The following is a 17,212-nucleotide window of genomic DNA, read 5'->3' as shown; positions in this document are numbered from 1 at the left end:
TGAACCACTAACGAATTTATGAAAATGAAAAAAAGAAATATTATTTTATCCGTCTTGTTTGCAGCAGTAGGATTGACTTCCTGTGACATGGAGAAATATCCCTACAATGCTGTAGAAGAAAGTCAGTACATGACTACAGCCAATGACTTCAAAAGTGCCCGTATCGGCTTATATTCTCCATATAGGACTCTGACTTCGGGTGGACACGTTCTGACACCGGAATTCCAATGCGCAGACTTTCATGCTACCGCCAGCTACAGTAACACGTATGGAAATCAATACAGATGGGATTTCCAGTCTTCTGATGGTAACATCGAAGCCATTTGGGGTAACTTCTACACTTTGATTGCACGTAGCAATTATTATATTGATTCTTATCAGAAATTGGTAAACGGTGAAATACCCGGTATTAGTGAAGCAGACCGTGCTTTAATTGACTGTTGGGCAGGAGAAGCTTATTTCTCACGTGCATTTGCCTATTACAATCTGGCAACGTTCTTCTGCGAGGCATACGATCCCAGCACTGCCGCTGAGGTTTATGGACTTCCCTTACAGCTGACATACGTTTCCAATGCTACCGACAACAGTAAATATCCGGGCCGCTCATCTTTGCAAGCTACATTTGAGCAGATCAACAAAGATTTGGCAGAGGCTGAAAGATTGGTAAATGAAAACAAAACCGTTAATTCCAATACTCAGGCCAAATACAACTACATCAGCCAGGATTTGGTAACAGCTCTGCGCGCTCGCATTGCATTATGGACAAAAGACTATGATACAGCAATAAGCGCATCAACAGCACTGATAAGCAGCAATAAGTACCCTCTTATCAATGACGGAGAAGCATTCCGTGCTATGTGGGTAACAGACTATGGTACAGAAGTTATCTGGCAGATATATACTGCCGCTCCAGATGAACTCTGCTCTACAAATGGTACAATGTTCTGGGGACAATACAAGAATGGAGATCCACAAGTAATGGACTTTATTCCTTCTCAAAGCTTGATTGACCTCTATACGGATGGAGACAAAGATATTCGTTTCACGTCTTTCTTTGCTCCCTATCATCTAGCTCTGTCAAACGGCTCGGAAGCAGACGTATATGTTTTCGACAAATACCCCGGCAACCCCGATATATATTCGCAAACAATTGTGGATAATCACTATATCAACAAGCCGAAACCATTCCGTATTGCTGAGCAATATCTGATTGCTGCGGAAGCATACGCCGCAAAGAATGATGTAACAAATGCCAGCAAATACTTGAACGATTTGTGTCGTACACGTATTGCAGAATATACTGACAAGAGCTATACAAATGCCACGATATTGACAGCCATTCAGAACGAACGCCACAAAGAATTGGTGGGTGAAGGTTTCCAGTTAATCGACCTGAAGCGTTGGAATCTTGGCATCGATCGTGCTAATGCATACCAAGAATCAACCATGGTTCTTCAGCCGGGTGGAGTGAACACCACTGCATTGTCCAAACAAGCTGGTGATAATCGTTTCGTATGGCCTATCCCCAAAGCAGAGTATGATGCAAATCCTCAGCTGAAAGGCCAACAGAATCCTGGTTATTAATTGATATACTTAATTAAAAAGAACAGAACATATGAAATATCTCAAATTATTAGCTTTATGCTTACTTCCGATATCATTTGCCGCTTGTAGCGATGATGAGGAAATGAATAGCGGAAACGCTACCGTAGGCTTTGCATCCACTGAATTATCAGTGACGGAAAATACTTCCATGGTAGAAATTCCCATCTCATTGGAAGGTGACCATACAGGCCCTGTAAGAGTCAATATAGAAGTTACAGATTGTAATGGGACCTCTGTTACCAATGATGAAACCATCATTCTGACAAGTAATAGTCTTATTATGCCTTCAGGTGTAGAAACTGTTCAAGCAGAATTGCGTTCATCAGTTTACACTGTTGAAGATAACTTAGACCGTTCTTTTACAGTAAAAATCACATCTGCTGAAGGTGCAACTATAGGGAATGCCACATGTAAAGTTAACATCGAAGAAATTCCCGATCCTTATGCAAATTTGGCAGGGAACTGGACGTTGAGTGCCGGTAGAGCAGGCAATTTGGCAATCGTATTAAATACTCGTGAAGATCGCTCTGGTTACGATTGCACAATGACCCTCCAAGGAGTTGAAATGCCATTTACAATAGCATACACACCTCAGGGTCTTACTGTAAAAATGAACACAGTACTGGCAGAAGGACTTGATTTTGGAGATCCTGTAGGAGTAGCAGATGCTGTACTTGCTTATATCGACGGAAACTATCTTGTAACCGATCCACTGTCAGCCTCCTGGAATGAAGATTTGAACTTAATTCTATTTGATTATCCGATGACTGCTGCTTTATTCAGTTCTGCAACAGGCCAATTTACAGGATACACATGGTTTACGGCTGATACTGTAATGAGAAAGGTAGAAACGACCAAATAATAAACTGAAACCAATATGTAAAGGGCATCCCAGTTTAATGAGGATGCCCTTTTTAACTTAAGACAGCCACCTAATCCACATGAAAACAAAAATTTATCATCTATTATGTCTGCTTTTTGTATTTACGATTATAGCAGCATGTTCCAAGGAAGAAGAAACACCAGCTTCCATTACTATAACGGAACAAAGTCAAAATCAAATTTTAGACTCTGGCATTAATTCACGAATTACCGTTGATTTTACCAGTACACATGATTGGAAAGCGTCTACAGATGCTTCTTGGGCTGTAATAACTCCCACATCTGGCAAAGCAGGTACAGCCAGTATTGGAATTTTGGCTAAGGAAGAAAACAGAACGGGAGAAGTACGCACAGGACTTTTGACTTTATCGTGCGGAGAAGCAACTGCTCAAGTTACTTTTACACAAGCGGCAATGGATGTTCTAAATATAGAACAGACCGTCTATGATCTTTCTGCTGACGAACAGGAAATCAGCATAAAATTCGCTACCAATATACAGAATGGAAAAATCACTTTAAAGGCTGAAGACAATTACTCGTGGATTACTCCCAAAGAAAACACCCTGACCCGCGCAATAGAGGAAGGAGAAATCATCCTAAAAATACAAGCCAACGAAAGGCGTTCGGCCAGAAATGCCAAACTCAAGGTACAGGTCGTAAACATAAATGATGAGAATCAGATATTAATGGAATCAGCCACCATCAATATCAACCAAAAAGAAGCGCCTGTCGGTACTTCATCCGACTTGACCACACAAGATAAAAAAGTAATTTTAATACAAGAACATACCGAAGGGAACGGAATTCCTCTCATATTTTTAGGAGATGGTTTTCTTGATACAGATATCAGCAATGGTTACTATCGGCAAGCCATGGAAAAAGGTATAGAGAATTTCTTTACTGAAGAGCCTATTAAATCTCTTCGCAGTTATTTTGATATATGGATGGTGACCGCCGTTTCTTTAAACAATGCTTTTGGAAATCAATTCAATACAAAGTTCAGTTGCCGGTTGGAAGGGGGCGGAAGTACACTGATAGAAGGGAACCATTCCAAAGTACAAGAATATGCCATGGAAGTACCTACTCTCAAAGAAAATCCCGAACTGTTCAATGAAGCGACCTGTATCGTCATCCTAAATACAGAAGAGTATGCCGGGACCTGTTATTTTGGCTTTAACGACGGAGTAAAAACCATCAATCTGGCCATTGGCTATTGCCCTATGATTTACGGAATGGAAGATGACATGTTCCGCCGAGTGCTTTGCCATGAATGTATCGGACATGGTTTCAGCAAACTGATGGATGAATATTCGTACCAAGAAATGGGAAGAATACCAACCTCTGAAATAACAGATACACAAAAGATGCAGGAAATGGGATGGGCAGCCAATGTAGATTTCACCAATGATAGAAATGCCGTACTCTGGAGTAAATTTCTGAAAGATTCACGTTACCAAGGAAAGGATAACTACGGTGAAACTTTAGGTATCTACGAAGGGGCTTGTACATACTGGAGCGGTGCTTACCGACCGACAACCGAAAGCATGATGCGAAGCAATATGCATGGCTTCAATGCTCCTTCTCGTGAAGCTATCTACAAACGTGTGATGAGCACGGCATATGGAGAAAGCTGGAAATATGATTATGAAGAATTTGTAACATTCGACCGGGCCCATCTCCCCACACCGACAGAAGCGGCCACACGGGCAACTTACGAAGAAGCAACCAGACCGTTCAATCCACCTGTATTTACTAACCAAACAATCTCAATAAAATAACAACAGGATTATTCCTCGAACACAAACAAAAACATTCGGCACGGAATGGCCAGCCCATTCCGTGCCGAAATTATAATAAGAATACACGTGATTTATCTTTCACTTGACAATTCCTGAAAGCCCCTCTTTCAATATATCCACCAGAATAGGCTTCATACCGCCTACAAAACATTCTACGGCAATCACCATCAGGATAAGACCCATCAGACGCATCATGACATTATTGCCCGTCTCACCAAGCACATTGACCAAGCGGGTGGAACCACGAAGAATGAAATAGGTAAGCAGGTAGATGAAAGCGATGGAACCAATCAGCACACTCTTCATCTCAAAGGTATTGGCGTCTTGCATCAGCACAATGGCATTGGCTATGGCACCAGGGCCGCAAAGCATAGGGATGCCCAGCGGCGTAATGGAAATATCGTCGGCATAAGTCTTGATTTCTTCATCCTTCAGCTTCATGGGAGTGTAGCGGGCCTGAAGCATGTCGAAGCCTATCTTGAATATAATGACACCTCCGGCAATGCGGAAGCCATTGGTGGAAATTCCAAAGAACCAAAACAGAAACTGCCCCGCAAACGTAAACACCATGATGATGATGAAAGCGGTGAGCGTAGCTCGTGTGATGACACTTTGACGTTCCTTGTCGCTCATTCCCTGCGTCATGGTAAGGAATACGGGCATGGTGCCCAAGGGATTGGTCAACGTGAAAAAGGACGTGAGGCACAACAACGCAAAAGGTAAAATTGTATCCATAACTTCCGACTGTATTAATAAATAAGAAGAAGACGCAGGCTTATGCTTCCTTCGCATGAACCTACGTCTCCAGCTATTCGTCTAACGGTTTATTTGACCTGAATGACAAGATACTTGGACACACTCCAGAATTCCTGAGGTTTGGTAATCTTAAGGGTCAACAAATCCTTGTCATCTTTTTCCAATGCATAGGTTCCATCGGGATGGGTAGTCAGGATATCGGCCGACTTGGAGTAGAGCTTGATTTCCTTGGTCGTACGGATATCGACTTCGGTAAAGTAGTCCTTGTTGATTTCAGCATCCTGCATCACCTCGCCTTTCTTGAACAGGCCGCTTCCCGAAAGAATCTTCTGGTCTTTCAGCTCCTTCTTGGTACCGAATACAAACCAGGCGGTGTTCAGAGCCTTGTCTTGCTCGGATACCGTCTTTGCCTTGGCCGTATTCTCGGCGGTCAGCTGCTCTTTCTGAGCAGAAAGATCGGTAACGGCAGCATCCAGCTCCTGAATGCGGATGTTCTTGGACGCCAGTTCGGCCTGAAGTTCTTCGATGCGCTGAGTCTTGGTGACAAGCTCCTGAGTCAGTTGGTCGACGGCACGCTTCAATTGGGCCGAATTGTTCTTGCTGCTTTTCAACATCTGCTGCAATTTGTCAATCTGCTGGCGGTTTTCCTCCATCTGCTTGCGGATGAACTCGATGTCGGAAGCTATCTGCTGGCGGGCACTGGGCGAACCCTCGGCCACAGCACCACGTTGCAGGTCAACACGGTTCTCGGCGGCATTGATCTGGCGGAAGCCTTCGGAAATATCATTGAATGTACCCAGCATTTCATCCAGTTCGGCATTACGCTGGTTCAGTTCCATCTTCAAAGAATCGTTCTCGGCCTTCAGCTGGTCTTTGCTACCACCTGAGAAGCTGTCGCATGAAGCCACAACGGCCGCACATACAACTAAAAAAGCTAATTTTTTCATACGCTCTCGTTTTTACGTTTTAATTTTGGTACTTATTTTTTAGTCTATTCCTGCTATTACAATCACAATCTCGCCACGGGGTTCATTGGCCGTAAAGTGTTCCGCCAGCTCGGCCAGGGTGCCTCGTACCGTCTCTTCGTGCACCTTGGATATTTCGCGCGAGACGGACGCCTGACGTTCAGGGCCGAAACATTCGGCAAACTGGGTCAGGGCTTTCACCAACCGATAGGGCGATTCATAGAACACCATGGTTCGCTGCTCGCAAACCAATGCTTTCAGGCGGGTAGAACGGCCTTTTTTCTGAGGGAGGAAACCCTCGAAGCAAAAGCGGTCGCAAGGCAATCCCGAAGCTACCAGAGCAGGTACAAATGCTGTTGCTCCGGGCAGGCACTCCACTTCGATTCCATTGCGAGCACATTCGCGGGCCATCAGGAAACCTGGATCGGAGATGCCTGGCGTGCCGGCATCCGATATCAGAGCCACCGTTTCACCAGCCTTTATACGATTAACAACACTTTCAACCGTTTTATGTTCATTGAATTTGTGATGAGATTGCATGGAATTCTTGATTTCGAAATGTTTCAGAAGAATTCCTGAGGTACGAGTATCTTCGGCCAATATCAGATCGGCCTCCTTCAAGACACGGATGGCACGGAAGGTCATGTCTTCCAGATTGCCGACCGGCGTCGGTACGATATACAATTTTCCCATAGTCCGTCCCTGCTTTTATCAGTTGAAATACTTGCGCAGAAGCTCTATAAAATCGGCCGCCGCCTCATTGTCTTCCGTCGCATGAACCTCGGCCTCAAACAAGGAAACGGCTTCTGCGAAGGTGGCGGCATGGCTCAAGGATTCAAGGACGCGGTTCATACGCGAAGCATTGCCGTCGAACAATTCGCGGGCAAAACGAAACGAATCGTTCAGGCTGAGCGCATGGCGCAAATCGGCCGCAGGCCTTATGCGTTCTGCCAGGATAGAGGCCGAAAGGGGCTCTTCGGCCGGTTCTTCAACGGGCTGGCGTGTTTCCTGAACAACCTCGGGCTGGTTGGGAACCACGACCGGTTCTTCCACCACCTGTGGCGGCACTTCTTCGGCAACATGCGGTTTCGGCCCCGACTGAAGCAAGCCGCTCAATTCTGCCAGCTTGGCCTGAAGTTCGTCCAAACGTTGCTCCATCCGCCCGATGCACCCTTTGAGGGTGTCCATCTCCGTCCTTATATCATCCAACAAATTCTGCATATCCTTGTCGTACATACGTTAACGCCACAAATGTAGAAATAAATAATGAAAAAACGTTGTGAAGCCGACAAAATGATTACTTTTGTACGAAATATCATTATTCCATCAAGCATGAACGTATTTTCGGAAGACCATATACAAGAGACCAAGAGAAGAGGCCGGATCGAAGTAATCTGCGGCTCGATGTTTTCGGGCAAGACCGAAGAGCTCATCCGCCGGCTGAAGCGTGCCAAGTTTGCACGCCAGCGGGTAGAGATTTTCAAGCCGGCCATCGACACCCGCTATTCGGAGGCAGAGGTGGTGTCGCACGACAGCAATTCCATTTCATCCACTCCCATCGATTCTTCGGCCAGCATCCTGCTCTTCACATCCGAAATAGACGTGGTAGGCATCGACGAAGCCCAGTTCTTCGACAATGGCCTGATTGACGTATGCAACCAACTGGCCAACAACGGAGTGCGCGTCATCGTCGCAGGTCTCGACATGGACTTCCGCGGCACGCCTTTCGGCCCGATGCCCGGCTTGTGTGCCATTGCCGACGAAGTGTCCAAGGTGCATGCCATCTGTGTGAAATGTGGTGAACTGGCTTCCTTCTCACATCGGACGGTCAAGAACGACAAGCAGGTCCTGCTGGGCGAAACGGCCCAATACGAACCCTTGTGCCGGACGTGCTATCAGAAGGCCATCCAGGCAGACGAAACTGAATAAAAAAGAGCAAGTCCACATGGAACGCAAAAAGATAACTTTCGACAGCTTTATCCGCGGAGTCATCATCGGCGGTATCATCATCGGCGTCCTTATCCTCATCAAACGGCTGAGCGGAGCCCTGCTCCCCTTCTTCATAGCTTGGCTCATCGCCTACCTGATCTATCCGCTGGTGTCTTTCTTCCAATACCGGCTGAAGCTGAAGAATCGCGTTATCTCCATCTTCTGCGCCCTGCTCACCTTGGGCGGCATCGCCACGGCGGCTTTCTATCTGCTCGTACCGCCCATGATACAAGAATTCGGCCGCGTGAAGGACCTGCTGATGGAATATTTCACCAACAACAACTATGGAAGCAACGTGCCCCGCAACCTGTCCGAATTCCTTCGCGACAACGTCGACCCCCAGTTCCTCCAGAAGCTTTTCCAGGAAAAAAGCCTGCTGGACGCCCTGAAGGAAGCCGTCCCTCCGCTATGGTCACTGGTTACCGAGTCGGTCAACCTGCTCTATGGAGTCTTCACGTTCTTCATCATCCTGCTCTATATCGTATTTATCCTGCTCGACTATGAGAGCATTGCAGAAGGATGGCCACGCCTGCTTCCCGTCAAATACCGCACCTTCCTGAGCGGCATCATGAACAATGTCAAGGATGGCATGAACCGATACTTCCGCGGGCAGGCCTTCGTAGCCCTCTGCGTGGGCATATTGTTCAGCATCGGATTCCTCATCATCGACTTTCCGCTGGCCATCGGCCTGGGATTGTTCATCGGCGCCCTCAACCTGGTGCCCTACCTGCAGATTATCGGCTTTATCCCCACCGTGATATTGGCCATCCTGAAGGCAGCCGACACGGGTGGCAACTTCTGGCTTATTCTGGCCGCTGCCCTGGCTGTATTTGCTATCGTACAAGCCATTCAGGACGGCTTCATCGTGCCGCGTGTCATGGGGAAGATTACAGGCCTCAACCCTGCCATCATCCTCCTCTCGCTTTCGGTATGGGGTTCTCTGATGGGCATGCTGGGCATGATTATCGCCCTGCCGCTGACGACACTCATGTTGTCCTATTACCAGCGTTTCATCATCAATAAAGAGAAAATCAAACAAGATGAAAGGAGCGAAAGCACTCCCCTTGCGCCAAAATCTTCGCCCGATGAAGAAAAATAATCAAAAAAAAATTTGCCATTTCATCAAAAAGCCCTATCTTTGCACCCGCTTAACAGCACTAAGGTTTGATTCGCTAGCTCAGCAGGTAGAGCACAACACTTTTAATGTTGGGGTCTTGGGTTCGAGCCCCAAGCGGATCACCAGAGAAGAAACAACCGCTGACAACCATTGGTTATCAGCGGTTTTCTTTTTCCGTTACCCTCCTTCACATCCCTGCTTCACGACTCCAGCAGGGCTCTGTATATTGTTTCCTGAATGCGTTCGCGAATGTCCAGCTCCATGAGCAGGTTGTTCCACACATTGGGGCAAATGCGGTTGCTCAAGAACACATAAACCAAACCGTTGTCGGGATCCATCCACATGCAGGTACCTGTAAAACCTGTATGACCATAAACCGACGAAGGCGCTGAAGCGCAACAAGGGCTGTATCGCCCCTCCTTCGTTTCGGGCTTGTCGAAGCCCAATCCACGACGGCTGAGGCGGGAGGTGTGGGTCGTAAAGAGCCGGCAAGTCTTCTCGCTCAAATAGCGGCGCCCGTCCAGCGTACCACCGTTAAGCAACATCTGCCCGATGCGGGCCACCTCCGAAGCATTGGAGAAGAGGCCGGCATTGCCCGATACGCCACCAAGGAAAGCGGCCGACTCGTCGTGCACAAAGCCCTGAAGGGTCGTTTTCCGCAAGAAGCCGTCGACCGACGAGGGTACAATTCCACTCTTGGGCAAGAAGCGCAAGGGGCAGAACCCCGTGTGCCTCAACCCCATCGGACGATAGAATTCCCGCTCCAGAAACTTGTCCATCGGCATGCCCGTACGGGCTTCCACAATCTGTTGTAGCAATATGAAACCCACACAACTATAGCGATAACGCTTGTCGCGCAGGCGGGAATCGGCTATCTTCCGCATCATCTCCTGCTTGAACGAGGCAGCCAGCCACAAGTTATCGGCCACTTGAAGGGTACAGGAATCGTTGCGGACAACAGACGTCAAGCCACGACGGAAACTGAAACGGGGATTGGCCCATGTGTCGCGTCCGATGCGGACGGTATGTTGGGCGTCAGCCCTGTTGCGGAACAGGGTACCTGTATAACTCTCCTTATCGATGGCATCCTGATAGAACAGGATGGTAGAAGGCAAACCCGATTCGTGGAAGAGCAGGTCGCTCACGGTAATGCGCTCTTTGTCTGTCCCTTTCAGAAAGGGAAGATAGGCCGAAACATAGTCGGTGAGGCTCAGCAATCCCTGATCGTAGAGCTTCATCACGGCCAGCAAGGTAGCCGAAGTCTTGGTCATCGAAGCAAGGTCGTACACATCGGTTGTTGTGACCGCCTGGCTGCCCTCGCCCATGAACGTACCGAAAGCCTTGTTGTACATTTCGCGCCCGTCCTTCAGAACCACAACCTGGCAACCAGGAAATGCTCCCTTGCGCAGGCCTTCGTCCACAATGTCGTCTATCTGCTTCAGGATGCGGGCATCCATACCATGTTCGTCGGGATTGTAGCGGGGCAGGTCGCGGGCTTCGAGGGTCACGCCACACCCAGCCTTGAACACGGAGCCGATACTGGCCGAAAGCCGTCCGTCGGCACCTGCCGCACCATAAAGCACATTGACGGCATGGCGCTGTACATCTTCGTCGGCCGAATGGGCCAGCACCACGGCCGATGCCGCGGCCAGACAATTGCGCAAGCCGGCCTTCACCCGATGGCCTTGAATGAAGAGCACATAGACAAGGGGAACCTCCTCGGGCCATCCGGCAAAGAGTGACTGATAATCGGTCCATCCCTCATCCGTCACACACACCACGACACGACGGTATCCGGCCAGTTTCTTTTTCAGGGCAGCCTTCTGTGCCCCGTCCATATCGCGTCCCACGTCAAATTTGTCAGGTTCCACGAAGATGGCCATCTCCTGCATCAAAGGTGTCAGGTCGGCACGCCCGCCACCGATGTGGACAACAGCCACATCCTTTACCGTGGGGTCCATCGGGAGGGCACGGTCCTTGTTGGACAAGACGGTGACAGAGGCCTGTGACAAGCGGCTCACCAAATCGCGGGCCTCGGGCGTATTGAGGCGTGTACTCAACCCCGAGAGGCGGACGAAAGGCCTGTTCTTCAAGCCCAGGGCATATTTATAGGCCAGCACCTTGCGGCAACGGGCAGAGAGGTCGGCTTCCGAAAGTTCGCCCCGCTTCACGGCCTGAAGCACGGCTTCCACTTCTTCCTTGATGCGGCGCGGCACCAGCAAAAGGTCGTTGCCTGCCTTCAGCGCCCGGAGGCACACCGAACCGCCACCCTGCACTCCTTTCATGGCCAAGGCATCGGTAAAGACAAGCCCCTTGAACTGAAGTTCTTCGCTCAGCAGGTCGTGAACCACCTTGCGCGAGAGGGAGGCAGGCACCCCTTCCTTCCCTTCGAGGGCGGGCACGGCCAGATGTCCTACCATCATGCCGTTCAGCCCCGCGCCAATCATCTGGCGGAAGGGATAAAGTTCCACACTATCGAGCCGCTGGCGTGTGAAGCGCAGGGTGGGCAGAGCCTTGTGCGAATCGACATTCGTATCGCCATGACCGGGGAAATGCTTGCCTACGGACAACACGCCTCCGTCCTCGAGGCCGCGGGCATAGGCCACCACTTTGCGGGCCACGTTGGCCGGGTCTTCGCCGAAAGAGCGGTTGTTGATGACGGGATTCGAAGGATTGATGTTGACGTCGGCCACGGGGGCAAAGTTGACGTGGATACCCATTTCGCGACACTCGCGGGCCACTTCGCGCCCGTATTCGTAGAGCAGGCGGTCGTCGGCAATGCATCCCAGCACCATGTTGCGAGGGAAGCGGGGCGTGTCCTTCAGACGCATGGAGAGGCCCCATTCGCCGTCCAGAGTAATCATCAGAGGCACGTCGGCCCACTCCTGAGCCAAATTGGTGAGCGCCACCTGGTTGGGCACCGTTCCGGCGGAAAAGAGCAATCCGCCCACTTTGTAGTCTTTCACGACCTTGCGCAGGAGGTCAACGTTCGGCTTGTCCTGCGTGGGGGCTATGGTGTAGATGAATAGCTGGCCGATGCGTTCGCGCAGGGTAAGCGTCTGCATCACGGAGTCTACCCACTGGCGGCAACGGGCATCCTCCGTCAACGCGCCTATCGGGCTTTTCTCCATCACTCCGGCCGACGGTACGGGCAAGGTACGCGCATCGGACACAGGGCGGGCAATGAATACCAGGGTGAGCACCACCAGCAAGCCAATCCGTTTCAATGTTGTGCTTCTCATAGCCGTTCCTCCTTTCCGTTATTTCTTTGCCGTCAGAGTCAGTTTCCACTCTCCCACATACACGCCGTTGCGGCCCGTATGGAACACGGGCGTCTCGCGCCCCTCGGCATTGGGGTAGAAGGCCGGTTCCTTCATGAACGTATGCGAGTGCCCGCCCAGAATGGCGTCGATGCCCGAAGTGGCTACCACCAGCTTCTCGTCGCTCACGGCTTCGGGGTCGATGCCGCGGATGCCCAGATGCGACAGGCAGATGACGGCGTCGCAATGTTCCTCGTCGCGAAGGAGGTCGGCCATCGCCTGCGCCACGGGGATGGGGTCTTTGTAAACCACGTCCTGACACTTGTCGGCCTGTATCAGTCCTTCGGGTTGGGGAGCCAGGCCGAAAAGGCCGATGCGCAAGCCTCCGCGTTCGATGACCACATAGGGTTTCACCAGCCCTTCGAGCGGCGTGCCGGCCACCTCATAGTTGGAGCAGACCACCGGGAAGCGGGCCATACGGAAGAGGCGGGCCATGTTCTCCATGCCGAAGTCGAACTCGTGGTTGCCGATGGTCATGGCGTCGTAGCCCATGAGGTTCATCAGCTGGATCTCGACCTCGCCCTTGTAGAAGTTGTAGTAGGGCGTGCCCTGCGAGATGTCGCCGCAATCGAGCACCAGCGTGTTGGGATGCTCGGCGCAGAACTGGCGGACGAAGGCGGCACGGCGGGCCAATCCGCCCTTGCCGGCATCGGCGTCGGCAGCATCGGCGGCCAGGGGTTCCACGCGGCTGTGCATGTCGCTCGTGTGGAGCAGGTAGAGTTCTTTTGTCTGCTGGGCGGAGAGGCTCAGTGCCAGGCATCCGGCCAGCCAAAGCAGCATATAGATTCGTTTCATCATTGCGATAATCCTTTCTTTCTTGAGTTTACATTGTTCATTTCTTCATCACCACACGGCCTTCGATGCGTGCCTCTATCTTCCGTCCGGCAGCCGCCTCGCGTTCCACGTAGTCCATGAAAAGGCCGCGGAGCGTGGCTCCCTCGGGACACTGGCGCTGGCTGGCGCGGGTCAGGGCCGACATGCCGTCGTTGCCCTCGGCCAGGAAGTCGATGGTGCCCACGGTGTAGGTGCGTCCCTCGTCGATGGCCTGTCCGCCTACCTTCGCCTCGAGCAGACGGCCTTCGGCATCGATGACCAGGTTCAGCCCGCTCACTCCCTCACCGCCACGGGCGGCGATGTTGGCGCAAAGCTCCTTCAGGTCGGCGCCGCCCAGCGTGAGCACGCAGAGCGAGTTTTCAAAGGGCAGGATTTCGTAGATGTTCTGCGTGGTGATGTCGCCCTCGGTCAGCACGTTGCGGATGCCGCCCACGTTGACCAGCCCCACGTCGGCCGGACGGCCCAGCACGCTGGCGGCAGCCTGACGCAGGACGTCGGCTATGAGGTTGGACAAGGGACTTTCGGGACGGAAGCGGTCCATCGACACGGCAGCCACGCCTTTCACCTCGCCCATCACGCTGTCCACCCCAGCCTTGTAGGGAGCCAGCAGAGCCAGCGCTTCCTCACAGGGACGGGCATCCCAAACGGAATCCATGGCCACCCGACGGGCCTCAACTTTCGTCACTTCGTATCCGGCACGGCAGGATGCCAGCACCAGCAGGCAGGCCACCAGCAGGCCCCACATCCATCCGGACTTTCTATGTTCGTTCTTTTCCATCATCAATTCGTTTTTGTTTTATTAGACGTCACAAATTTAAGAAAATTACTCGAAACGGCCAAAAATGGAGGCTCGCAAACCGGCGTTTTTTCACCCGTTCCGAAACTTTTTTTGCGCTGGATACTTCTTGCGCTATTCTGCCGAAAAATGTAGAAGATTCCGATTTCAACCGTCCTCCCCCCTTCTGTCACAATTATCACAAATCACAAATCACAATTACCGAAAATGAGTTTTCGTCCACCCCTCCGGCAACTGGGAAAGAAAAATAATATTATATATATTATATATAATATTAAATTATTTAACACTTCTCTTTTACCAGGCCGTAAAGCTGATTTCGGGTAATTGTGATTTGTGATTTGTGATAATTGTGATATCCACATATCCGGATGCTGACTAAAATACTCGCATACAAACACTTGAAAGATATTTACATCAATAATAAAAGATATTTACACGTGATTCACCGGAAAACCAGCCTGGCATCACGAATCACAAATCACAATTACCCGAAACGAAAAACAGAGGTCGCTCTCCCCGCCACGGCAAGCACACGCCGCAAAAAGCGGGCTTCGCGAGGAGGAACGCCCCACTTCGGGAAACCGAACACGCCGCTCTTCCTCGCAAAAAAGAGTAAAAATAGAGCCAAACATTTGTGTATCCGACAAATAATTCGCACCTTTGCATCCGCTTTCGCGCAATCGCTGTCAGGAAAAACAGAGAGAAGCCTGGCATGTTGCGTAGTAACGATAACTTTTTTAATCAACAAAACAATGGATTTAATTAAAATTGCAGAAGAAGCATTTGCTACCGGCAAGCAGCACCCCAGCTTCAAGGCAGGTGACACCGTAACCGTAGCATACCGTATCGTAGAAGGTAACAAGGAACGCGTTCAGCTGTATCGCGGCGTTGTTATCAAGATTTCCGGCCATGGTGAAAAGAAGCGTTTCACCGTTCGCAAGATGTCGGGCACTGTAGGTGTAGAACGTATCTTCCCCATCGAGTCACCGGCTATCGACAGCATCGAGGTGAACAAGATTGGTAAAGTTCGTCGCGCCAAGTTGTACTACCTGCGCAACCTCACCGGCAAGAAAGCTCGTATCAAAGAGAAAAGAGCCAACGCCTAAGGCCAAGGCCGTCCGGCCTGAACGAGATAAAAAGGGGAAACTTCCACATGCGGAGGTTTCCCTTTTTTATGACAAAAAACGAAGGCGGCCGACCCAAAGCACCTGTTTTTCTTCAGCGTGCCTATTGCAAAATTGTATCTTATTCGTTACCTTTGCAAACAAAAACAGGGAAAGGAGATGACACGTACCATCTATTTTTCAGACGAATTTTGGGATTTTTACCACCAGCAGCAACCCAAAGTCAAGGAAAAATTCGACTATGTACTCAGCATAGTCCGCACGGAACGCGTCATAACCACAAAATTCATAAAGCATCTGGAGAATACAGATTTATATGAGATGCGCGTTTCGGTCGCCACAAACGAATACAGAACCATCCTGTTCGCCATAGACCATGACAACATCTTGAACGCAACAAAGATTTTTGTCCTGAACGCTTTTTTGAAAAAATCAACAAAAGATTACAAGAAACAAATAGAGACAGCTCTACACATTTTAGGAGGATTAAGCGATGACACACTTTGACGAAAAGAAACTGGCCCGCCTGCACACCGCCGACGAGCTGCTCGACGGGAAATATGGCACGCCCGGCACTGAAAGCCGGAACGATTTCGAGGAAAAGGCCCGTGCCTATTACTTCGGCGTCATCCTGCGCGACAGGCGCAAAGAACTGAAAATGACGCAAAACGAACTCGCCCAAAAGACAGGAACCGCCCGAAGCTACATTGCCCGTGTGGAAAAGGGAGAAACCGACATGCAGCTCTCCAGCTTCCTGAAAATAGCCCGCGCCTTGAAAATAGAATTCCGTCCCACCTTCCTCTGAGAGAAGCGCTTTTCCTTCGAAAGCGTATAAAAAAAGATTGATACAAACCGAGCAGGAAACTTCGTCTGCAACGGTCTGTATCAATCCTTTTATCTACCTGCAAGCAGCAGTTACTTCAGCTCCCAACCCAGCGCGCTGGCACCCAGCACGGCTGCATCGGCGTCCTTGAGTTCGGACATCAGCAGCTTGGTCTTGCCCTTGTAGATGTTGAGCACATTCTTGTCGATGGCCTCCTGAATGGGCTTGAAGATATAGTCGCCCGACTTGGCCAGACCGCCGAAGAGCACGATGGCCTCGGGGCTCGAGAAGGCAATGGCATCGGCCAGCGCCTCACCCAGAATCTCACCCGTAAAGTTGAAGATGTCCTGAGCCAGCTTGTCGCCCTTCACGGCAGCGTCGTACACATCCTTCGACGTGATGTTCTCGGCCGGAATGGCGCGGAGCAGACTCGGTTCGGTGCGGGCCGTGAGGAACTCGCGGGCCGTACGTGCCACACCCGTGGCCGAACAATAGGTCTCCAGACAGCCCTTGCGTCCGCAACCGCACACACGGCCGTTCTCGCGGCGGATAATCGTATGTCCCAGCTCGCCGGCAAAACCGTCGTGGCCGTAAACAAGCTGGCCGTTGATGACGATACCGCTGCCCACACCCGTGCCCAGCGTAATCATGATGAAGTCTTTCATGCCACGTGCCACGCCATAGGTCATTTCGCCCACGGCAGCCGCATTGGCATCGTTGGTCAGCGCCGTCGGGATGCCCAGCCGCTCCTCAAACAGGGAAGCCAGGGGAATGACGCCCTTCCACGGCAGATTGGGGGCAAATTCGATGGTACCCGTATAGTAGTTGCCGTTAGGGGCACCCACACCGATGCCTTTCACCTTGTCCTTGCCGCCGTTTGCCTCGAGCAGGGCCGACAAAGCCTCACACACGGCGTCCACGTAAGTTTCCACTTCCGCATAGGCGCCTGTCTTGACAGAATCGCTTGCAATGACCGTACCACGTGCATCCACAATACCGAAAACGGTATTCGTACCACCTATGTCAATACCTACCACATAGGGTTTCTCCATGTTCGTATTCATGATATTTTCTTTTTTTGTTTAAAGGATTAGTTATTAATGTTGGTTACAAATTTGACAAAGAAAAATGAAACGGCAAAATCTTTTCCACAAAAAAATGTCCTCCAACTATAATCCGCAAATCGAAATGTTCGGGCA

The 17,212-nt window shown here is 50.5% G+C and carries 16 protein-coding genes and 1 tRNA gene; 9 read left to right on the top strand and 8 right to left on the bottom strand.

All coding sequences use genetic code 11. The features are described 5' to 3' along the window. The first annotated feature begins 18 nt into the window (after positions 1 to 18). From RDO88_RS09125 to RDO88_RS09115, 3 genes are all read left to right on the top strand, one after another. Positions 19 to 1,584, top strand: a complete 1,566-nt coding sequence (locus RDO88_RS09125; protein ID WP_307759069.1) for a RagB/SusD family nutrient uptake outer membrane protein — start codon at positions 19 to 21, stop codon at positions 1,582 to 1,584. A 31-nt stretch (positions 1,585 to 1,615) separates the two neighbouring features. Then, positions 1,616 to 2,467: a hypothetical protein gene (locus RDO88_RS09120; RefSeq protein WP_021847460.1), complete on the top strand. Its 852-nt coding sequence runs from the start codon at positions 1,616 to 1,618 to the stop codon at positions 2,465 to 2,467. A 79-nt stretch (positions 2,468 to 2,546) separates the two neighbouring features. Next, complete coding sequence (locus RDO88_RS09115) at positions 2,547 to 4,265, top strand: M64 family metallopeptidase (RefSeq protein ID WP_307759068.1); 1,719 nt, start codon at positions 2,547 to 2,549, stop codon at positions 4,263 to 4,265. Positions 4,266 to 4,364: 99 nt separating this feature from the next. Here the strand turns inward: RDO88_RS09115 and RDO88_RS09110 are convergent, their stop codons facing one another. From RDO88_RS09110 to RDO88_RS09095, 4 genes are all read right to left on the bottom strand, one after another. Then, the gene (locus RDO88_RS09110) at positions 4,365 to 5,021 is read right to left on the bottom strand and encodes a MarC family protein (RefSeq protein ID WP_307759067.1); all 657 of its coding nucleotides are present in this window, start codon (positions 5,019 to 5,021) and stop codon (positions 4,365 to 4,367) included. A gap of 89 nt (positions 5,022 to 5,110) precedes the next feature. Further along, positions 5,111 to 5,989 carry a hypothetical protein gene (locus tag RDO88_RS09105; RefSeq protein WP_307759066.1) on the bottom strand — a complete coding sequence of 293 codons (879 nt, stop codon included), beginning with the start codon at positions 5,987 to 5,989 and terminating at the stop codon, positions 5,111 to 5,113. A 39-nt stretch (positions 5,990 to 6,028) separates the two neighbouring features. Next, the gene (gene rsmI / locus RDO88_RS09100; protein ID WP_307759065.1) at positions 6,029 to 6,700 is read right to left on the bottom strand and encodes a 16S rRNA (cytidine(1402)-2'-O)-methyltransferase; all 672 of its coding nucleotides are present in this window, start codon (positions 6,698 to 6,700) and stop codon (positions 6,029 to 6,031) included. An 18-nt stretch (positions 6,701 to 6,718) separates the two neighbouring features. Next, positions 6,719 to 7,228 carry a hypothetical protein gene (locus RDO88_RS09095; RefSeq protein WP_307759064.1) on the bottom strand — a complete coding sequence of 170 codons (510 nt, stop codon included), beginning with the start codon at positions 7,226 to 7,228 and terminating at the stop codon, positions 6,719 to 6,721. A gap of 111 nt (positions 7,229 to 7,339) precedes the next feature. Here RDO88_RS09095 and RDO88_RS09090 point away from each other — a divergent pair, with 111 nt between their 5' ends. The 3 genes from RDO88_RS09090 to RDO88_RS09080 all read left to right on the top strand — a co-directional run bounded on the left by RDO88_RS09090 (position 7,340) and on the right by RDO88_RS09080 (position 9,238). Further along, a complete protein-coding gene (locus RDO88_RS09090) occupies positions 7,340 to 7,936 on the top strand; it encodes a thymidine kinase (protein WP_307759063.1) in 597 nt (198 codons plus the stop codon). A 16-nt stretch (positions 7,937 to 7,952) separates the two neighbouring features. Further along, positions 7,953 to 9,095 carry an AI-2E family transporter gene (locus RDO88_RS09085; RefSeq protein WP_307759062.1) on the top strand — a complete coding sequence of 381 codons (1,143 nt, stop codon included), beginning with the start codon at positions 7,953 to 7,955 and terminating at the stop codon, positions 9,093 to 9,095. 67 nt (positions 9,096 to 9,162) lie between these two features. Next, a tRNA-Lys gene (locus RDO88_RS09080) sits at positions 9,163 to 9,238 on the top strand. 75 nt (positions 9,239 to 9,313) lie between these two features. On the opposite strand, the gene RDO88_RS09075 is transcribed toward RDO88_RS09080, so the two are convergent. From RDO88_RS09075 to RDO88_RS09065, 3 genes are read right to left on the bottom strand one after another with little or no spacing between them, the layout of a single operon-like run. Continuing rightward, positions 9,314 to 12,340: a glycoside hydrolase family 3 N-terminal domain-containing protein gene (locus RDO88_RS09075; RefSeq protein WP_374043933.1), complete on the bottom strand. Its 3,027-nt coding sequence runs from the start codon at positions 12,338 to 12,340 to the stop codon at positions 9,314 to 9,316. 33 nt (positions 12,341 to 12,373) lie between these two features. After that, positions 12,374 to 13,228, bottom strand: coding sequence for a metallophosphoesterase (locus RDO88_RS09070; RefSeq protein ID WP_307759104.1), 855 nt, complete (start codon positions 13,226 to 13,228; stop codon positions 12,374 to 12,376). A 37-nt stretch (positions 13,229 to 13,265) separates the two neighbouring features. Next, positions 13,266 to 14,012 carry a 5'-nucleotidase C-terminal domain-containing protein gene (locus RDO88_RS09065; RefSeq protein ID WP_374043932.1) on the bottom strand — a complete coding sequence of 249 codons (747 nt, stop codon included), beginning with the start codon at positions 14,010 to 14,012 and terminating at the stop codon, positions 13,266 to 13,268. Between the two features lie 806 nt (positions 14,013 to 14,818). Between RDO88_RS09065 and rplS the strand changes: the two genes are divergently transcribed. From rplS to RDO88_RS09050, 3 genes are all read left to right on the top strand, one after another. Continuing rightward, complete coding sequence (rplS, locus tag RDO88_RS09060) at positions 14,819 to 15,172, top strand: 50S ribosomal protein L19 (protein ID WP_021846403.1); 354 nt, start codon at positions 14,819 to 14,821, stop codon at positions 15,170 to 15,172. Positions 15,173 to 15,349: 177 nt separating this feature from the next. Beyond that, positions 15,350 to 15,697 carry a type II toxin-antitoxin system RelE/ParE family toxin gene (locus RDO88_RS09055; RefSeq protein WP_307759060.1) on the top strand — a complete coding sequence of 116 codons (348 nt, stop codon included), beginning with the start codon at positions 15,350 to 15,352 and terminating at the stop codon, positions 15,695 to 15,697. Then, positions 15,684 to 15,995: a helix-turn-helix domain-containing protein gene (locus RDO88_RS09050; protein WP_307759059.1), complete on the top strand. Its 312-nt coding sequence runs from the start codon at positions 15,684 to 15,686 to the stop codon at positions 15,993 to 15,995. Before RDO88_RS09055 ends, RDO88_RS09050 begins: the two co-directional genes overlap by 14 nt. Positions 15,996 to 16,105: 110 nt before the next feature. Here RDO88_RS09050 and RDO88_RS09045 read toward each other — a convergent pair whose 3' ends face one another. Further along, positions 16,106 to 17,077: an ROK family protein gene (locus RDO88_RS09045; protein ID WP_307759058.1), complete on the bottom strand. Its 972-nt coding sequence runs from the start codon at positions 17,075 to 17,077 to the stop codon at positions 16,106 to 16,108. Positions 17,078 to 17,212 lie beyond the last annotated feature (135 nt).

This window comes from uncultured Mediterranea sp., from assembly GCF_902493215.1.
Lineage (GTDB): Bacteria > Bacteroidota > Bacteroidia > Bacteroidales > Bacteroidaceae > Bacteroides.
The sequence above is the reverse complement of the archived record's forward strand: the minus strand, read 5'-3'. Positions and strand labels throughout refer to the sequence as shown.

Bases quoted from the DNA above. Each gene is read 5' to 3' on its own strand.
- RDO88_RS09125 (WP_307759069.1), top strand. From the start codon at position 19: ATGAAAATGAAAAAAAGAAATATTATTTTATCCGTCTTGTTTGCAGCA.
- RDO88_RS09120 (WP_021847460.1), top strand. From the start codon at position 1,616: ATGAAATATCTCAAATTATTAGCTTTATGCTTACTTCCGATATCATTT.
- RDO88_RS09115 (WP_307759068.1), top strand. From the start codon at position 2,547: ATGAAAACAAAAATTTATCATCTATTATGTCTGCTTTTTGTATTTACG.
- RDO88_RS09110 (WP_307759067.1), bottom strand. From the start codon at position 5,021: ATGGATACAATTTTACCTTTTGCGTTGTTGTGCCTCACGTCCTTTTTC.
- RDO88_RS09105 (WP_307759066.1), bottom strand. From the start codon at position 5,989: ATGAAAAAATTAGCTTTTTTAGTTGTATGTGCGGCCGTTGTGGCTTCA.
- rsmI (WP_307759065.1), bottom strand. From the start codon at position 6,700: ATGGGAAAATTGTATATCGTACCGACGCCGGTCGGCAATCTGGAAGAC.
- RDO88_RS09095 (WP_307759064.1), bottom strand. From the start codon at position 7,228: ATGCAGAATTTGTTGGATGATATAAGGACGGAGATGGACACCCTCAAA.
- RDO88_RS09090 (WP_307759063.1), top strand. From the start codon at position 7,340: ATGAACGTATTTTCGGAAGACCATATACAAGAGACCAAGAGAAGAGGC.
- RDO88_RS09085 (WP_307759062.1), top strand. From the start codon at position 7,953: ATGGAACGCAAAAAGATAACTTTCGACAGCTTTATCCGCGGAGTCATC.
- RDO88_RS09070 (WP_307759104.1), bottom strand. From the start codon at position 13,228: ATGAAACGAATCTATATGCTGCTTTGGCTGGCCGGATGCCTGGCACTG.
- RDO88_RS09065 (WP_374043932.1), bottom strand. From the start codon at position 14,012: ATGTGGGGCCTGCTGGTGGCCTGCCTGCTGGTGCTGGCATCCTGCCGT.
- rplS (WP_021846403.1), top strand. From the start codon at position 14,819: ATGGATTTAATTAAAATTGCAGAAGAAGCATTTGCTACCGGCAAGCAG.
- RDO88_RS09055 (WP_307759060.1), top strand. From the start codon at position 15,350: ATGACACGTACCATCTATTTTTCAGACGAATTTTGGGATTTTTACCAC.
- RDO88_RS09050 (WP_307759059.1), top strand. From the start codon at position 15,684: ATGACACACTTTGACGAAAAGAAACTGGCCCGCCTGCACACCGCCGAC.
- RDO88_RS09045 (WP_307759058.1), bottom strand. From the start codon at position 17,077: ATGAATACGAACATGGAGAAACCCTATGTGGTAGGTATTGACATAGGT.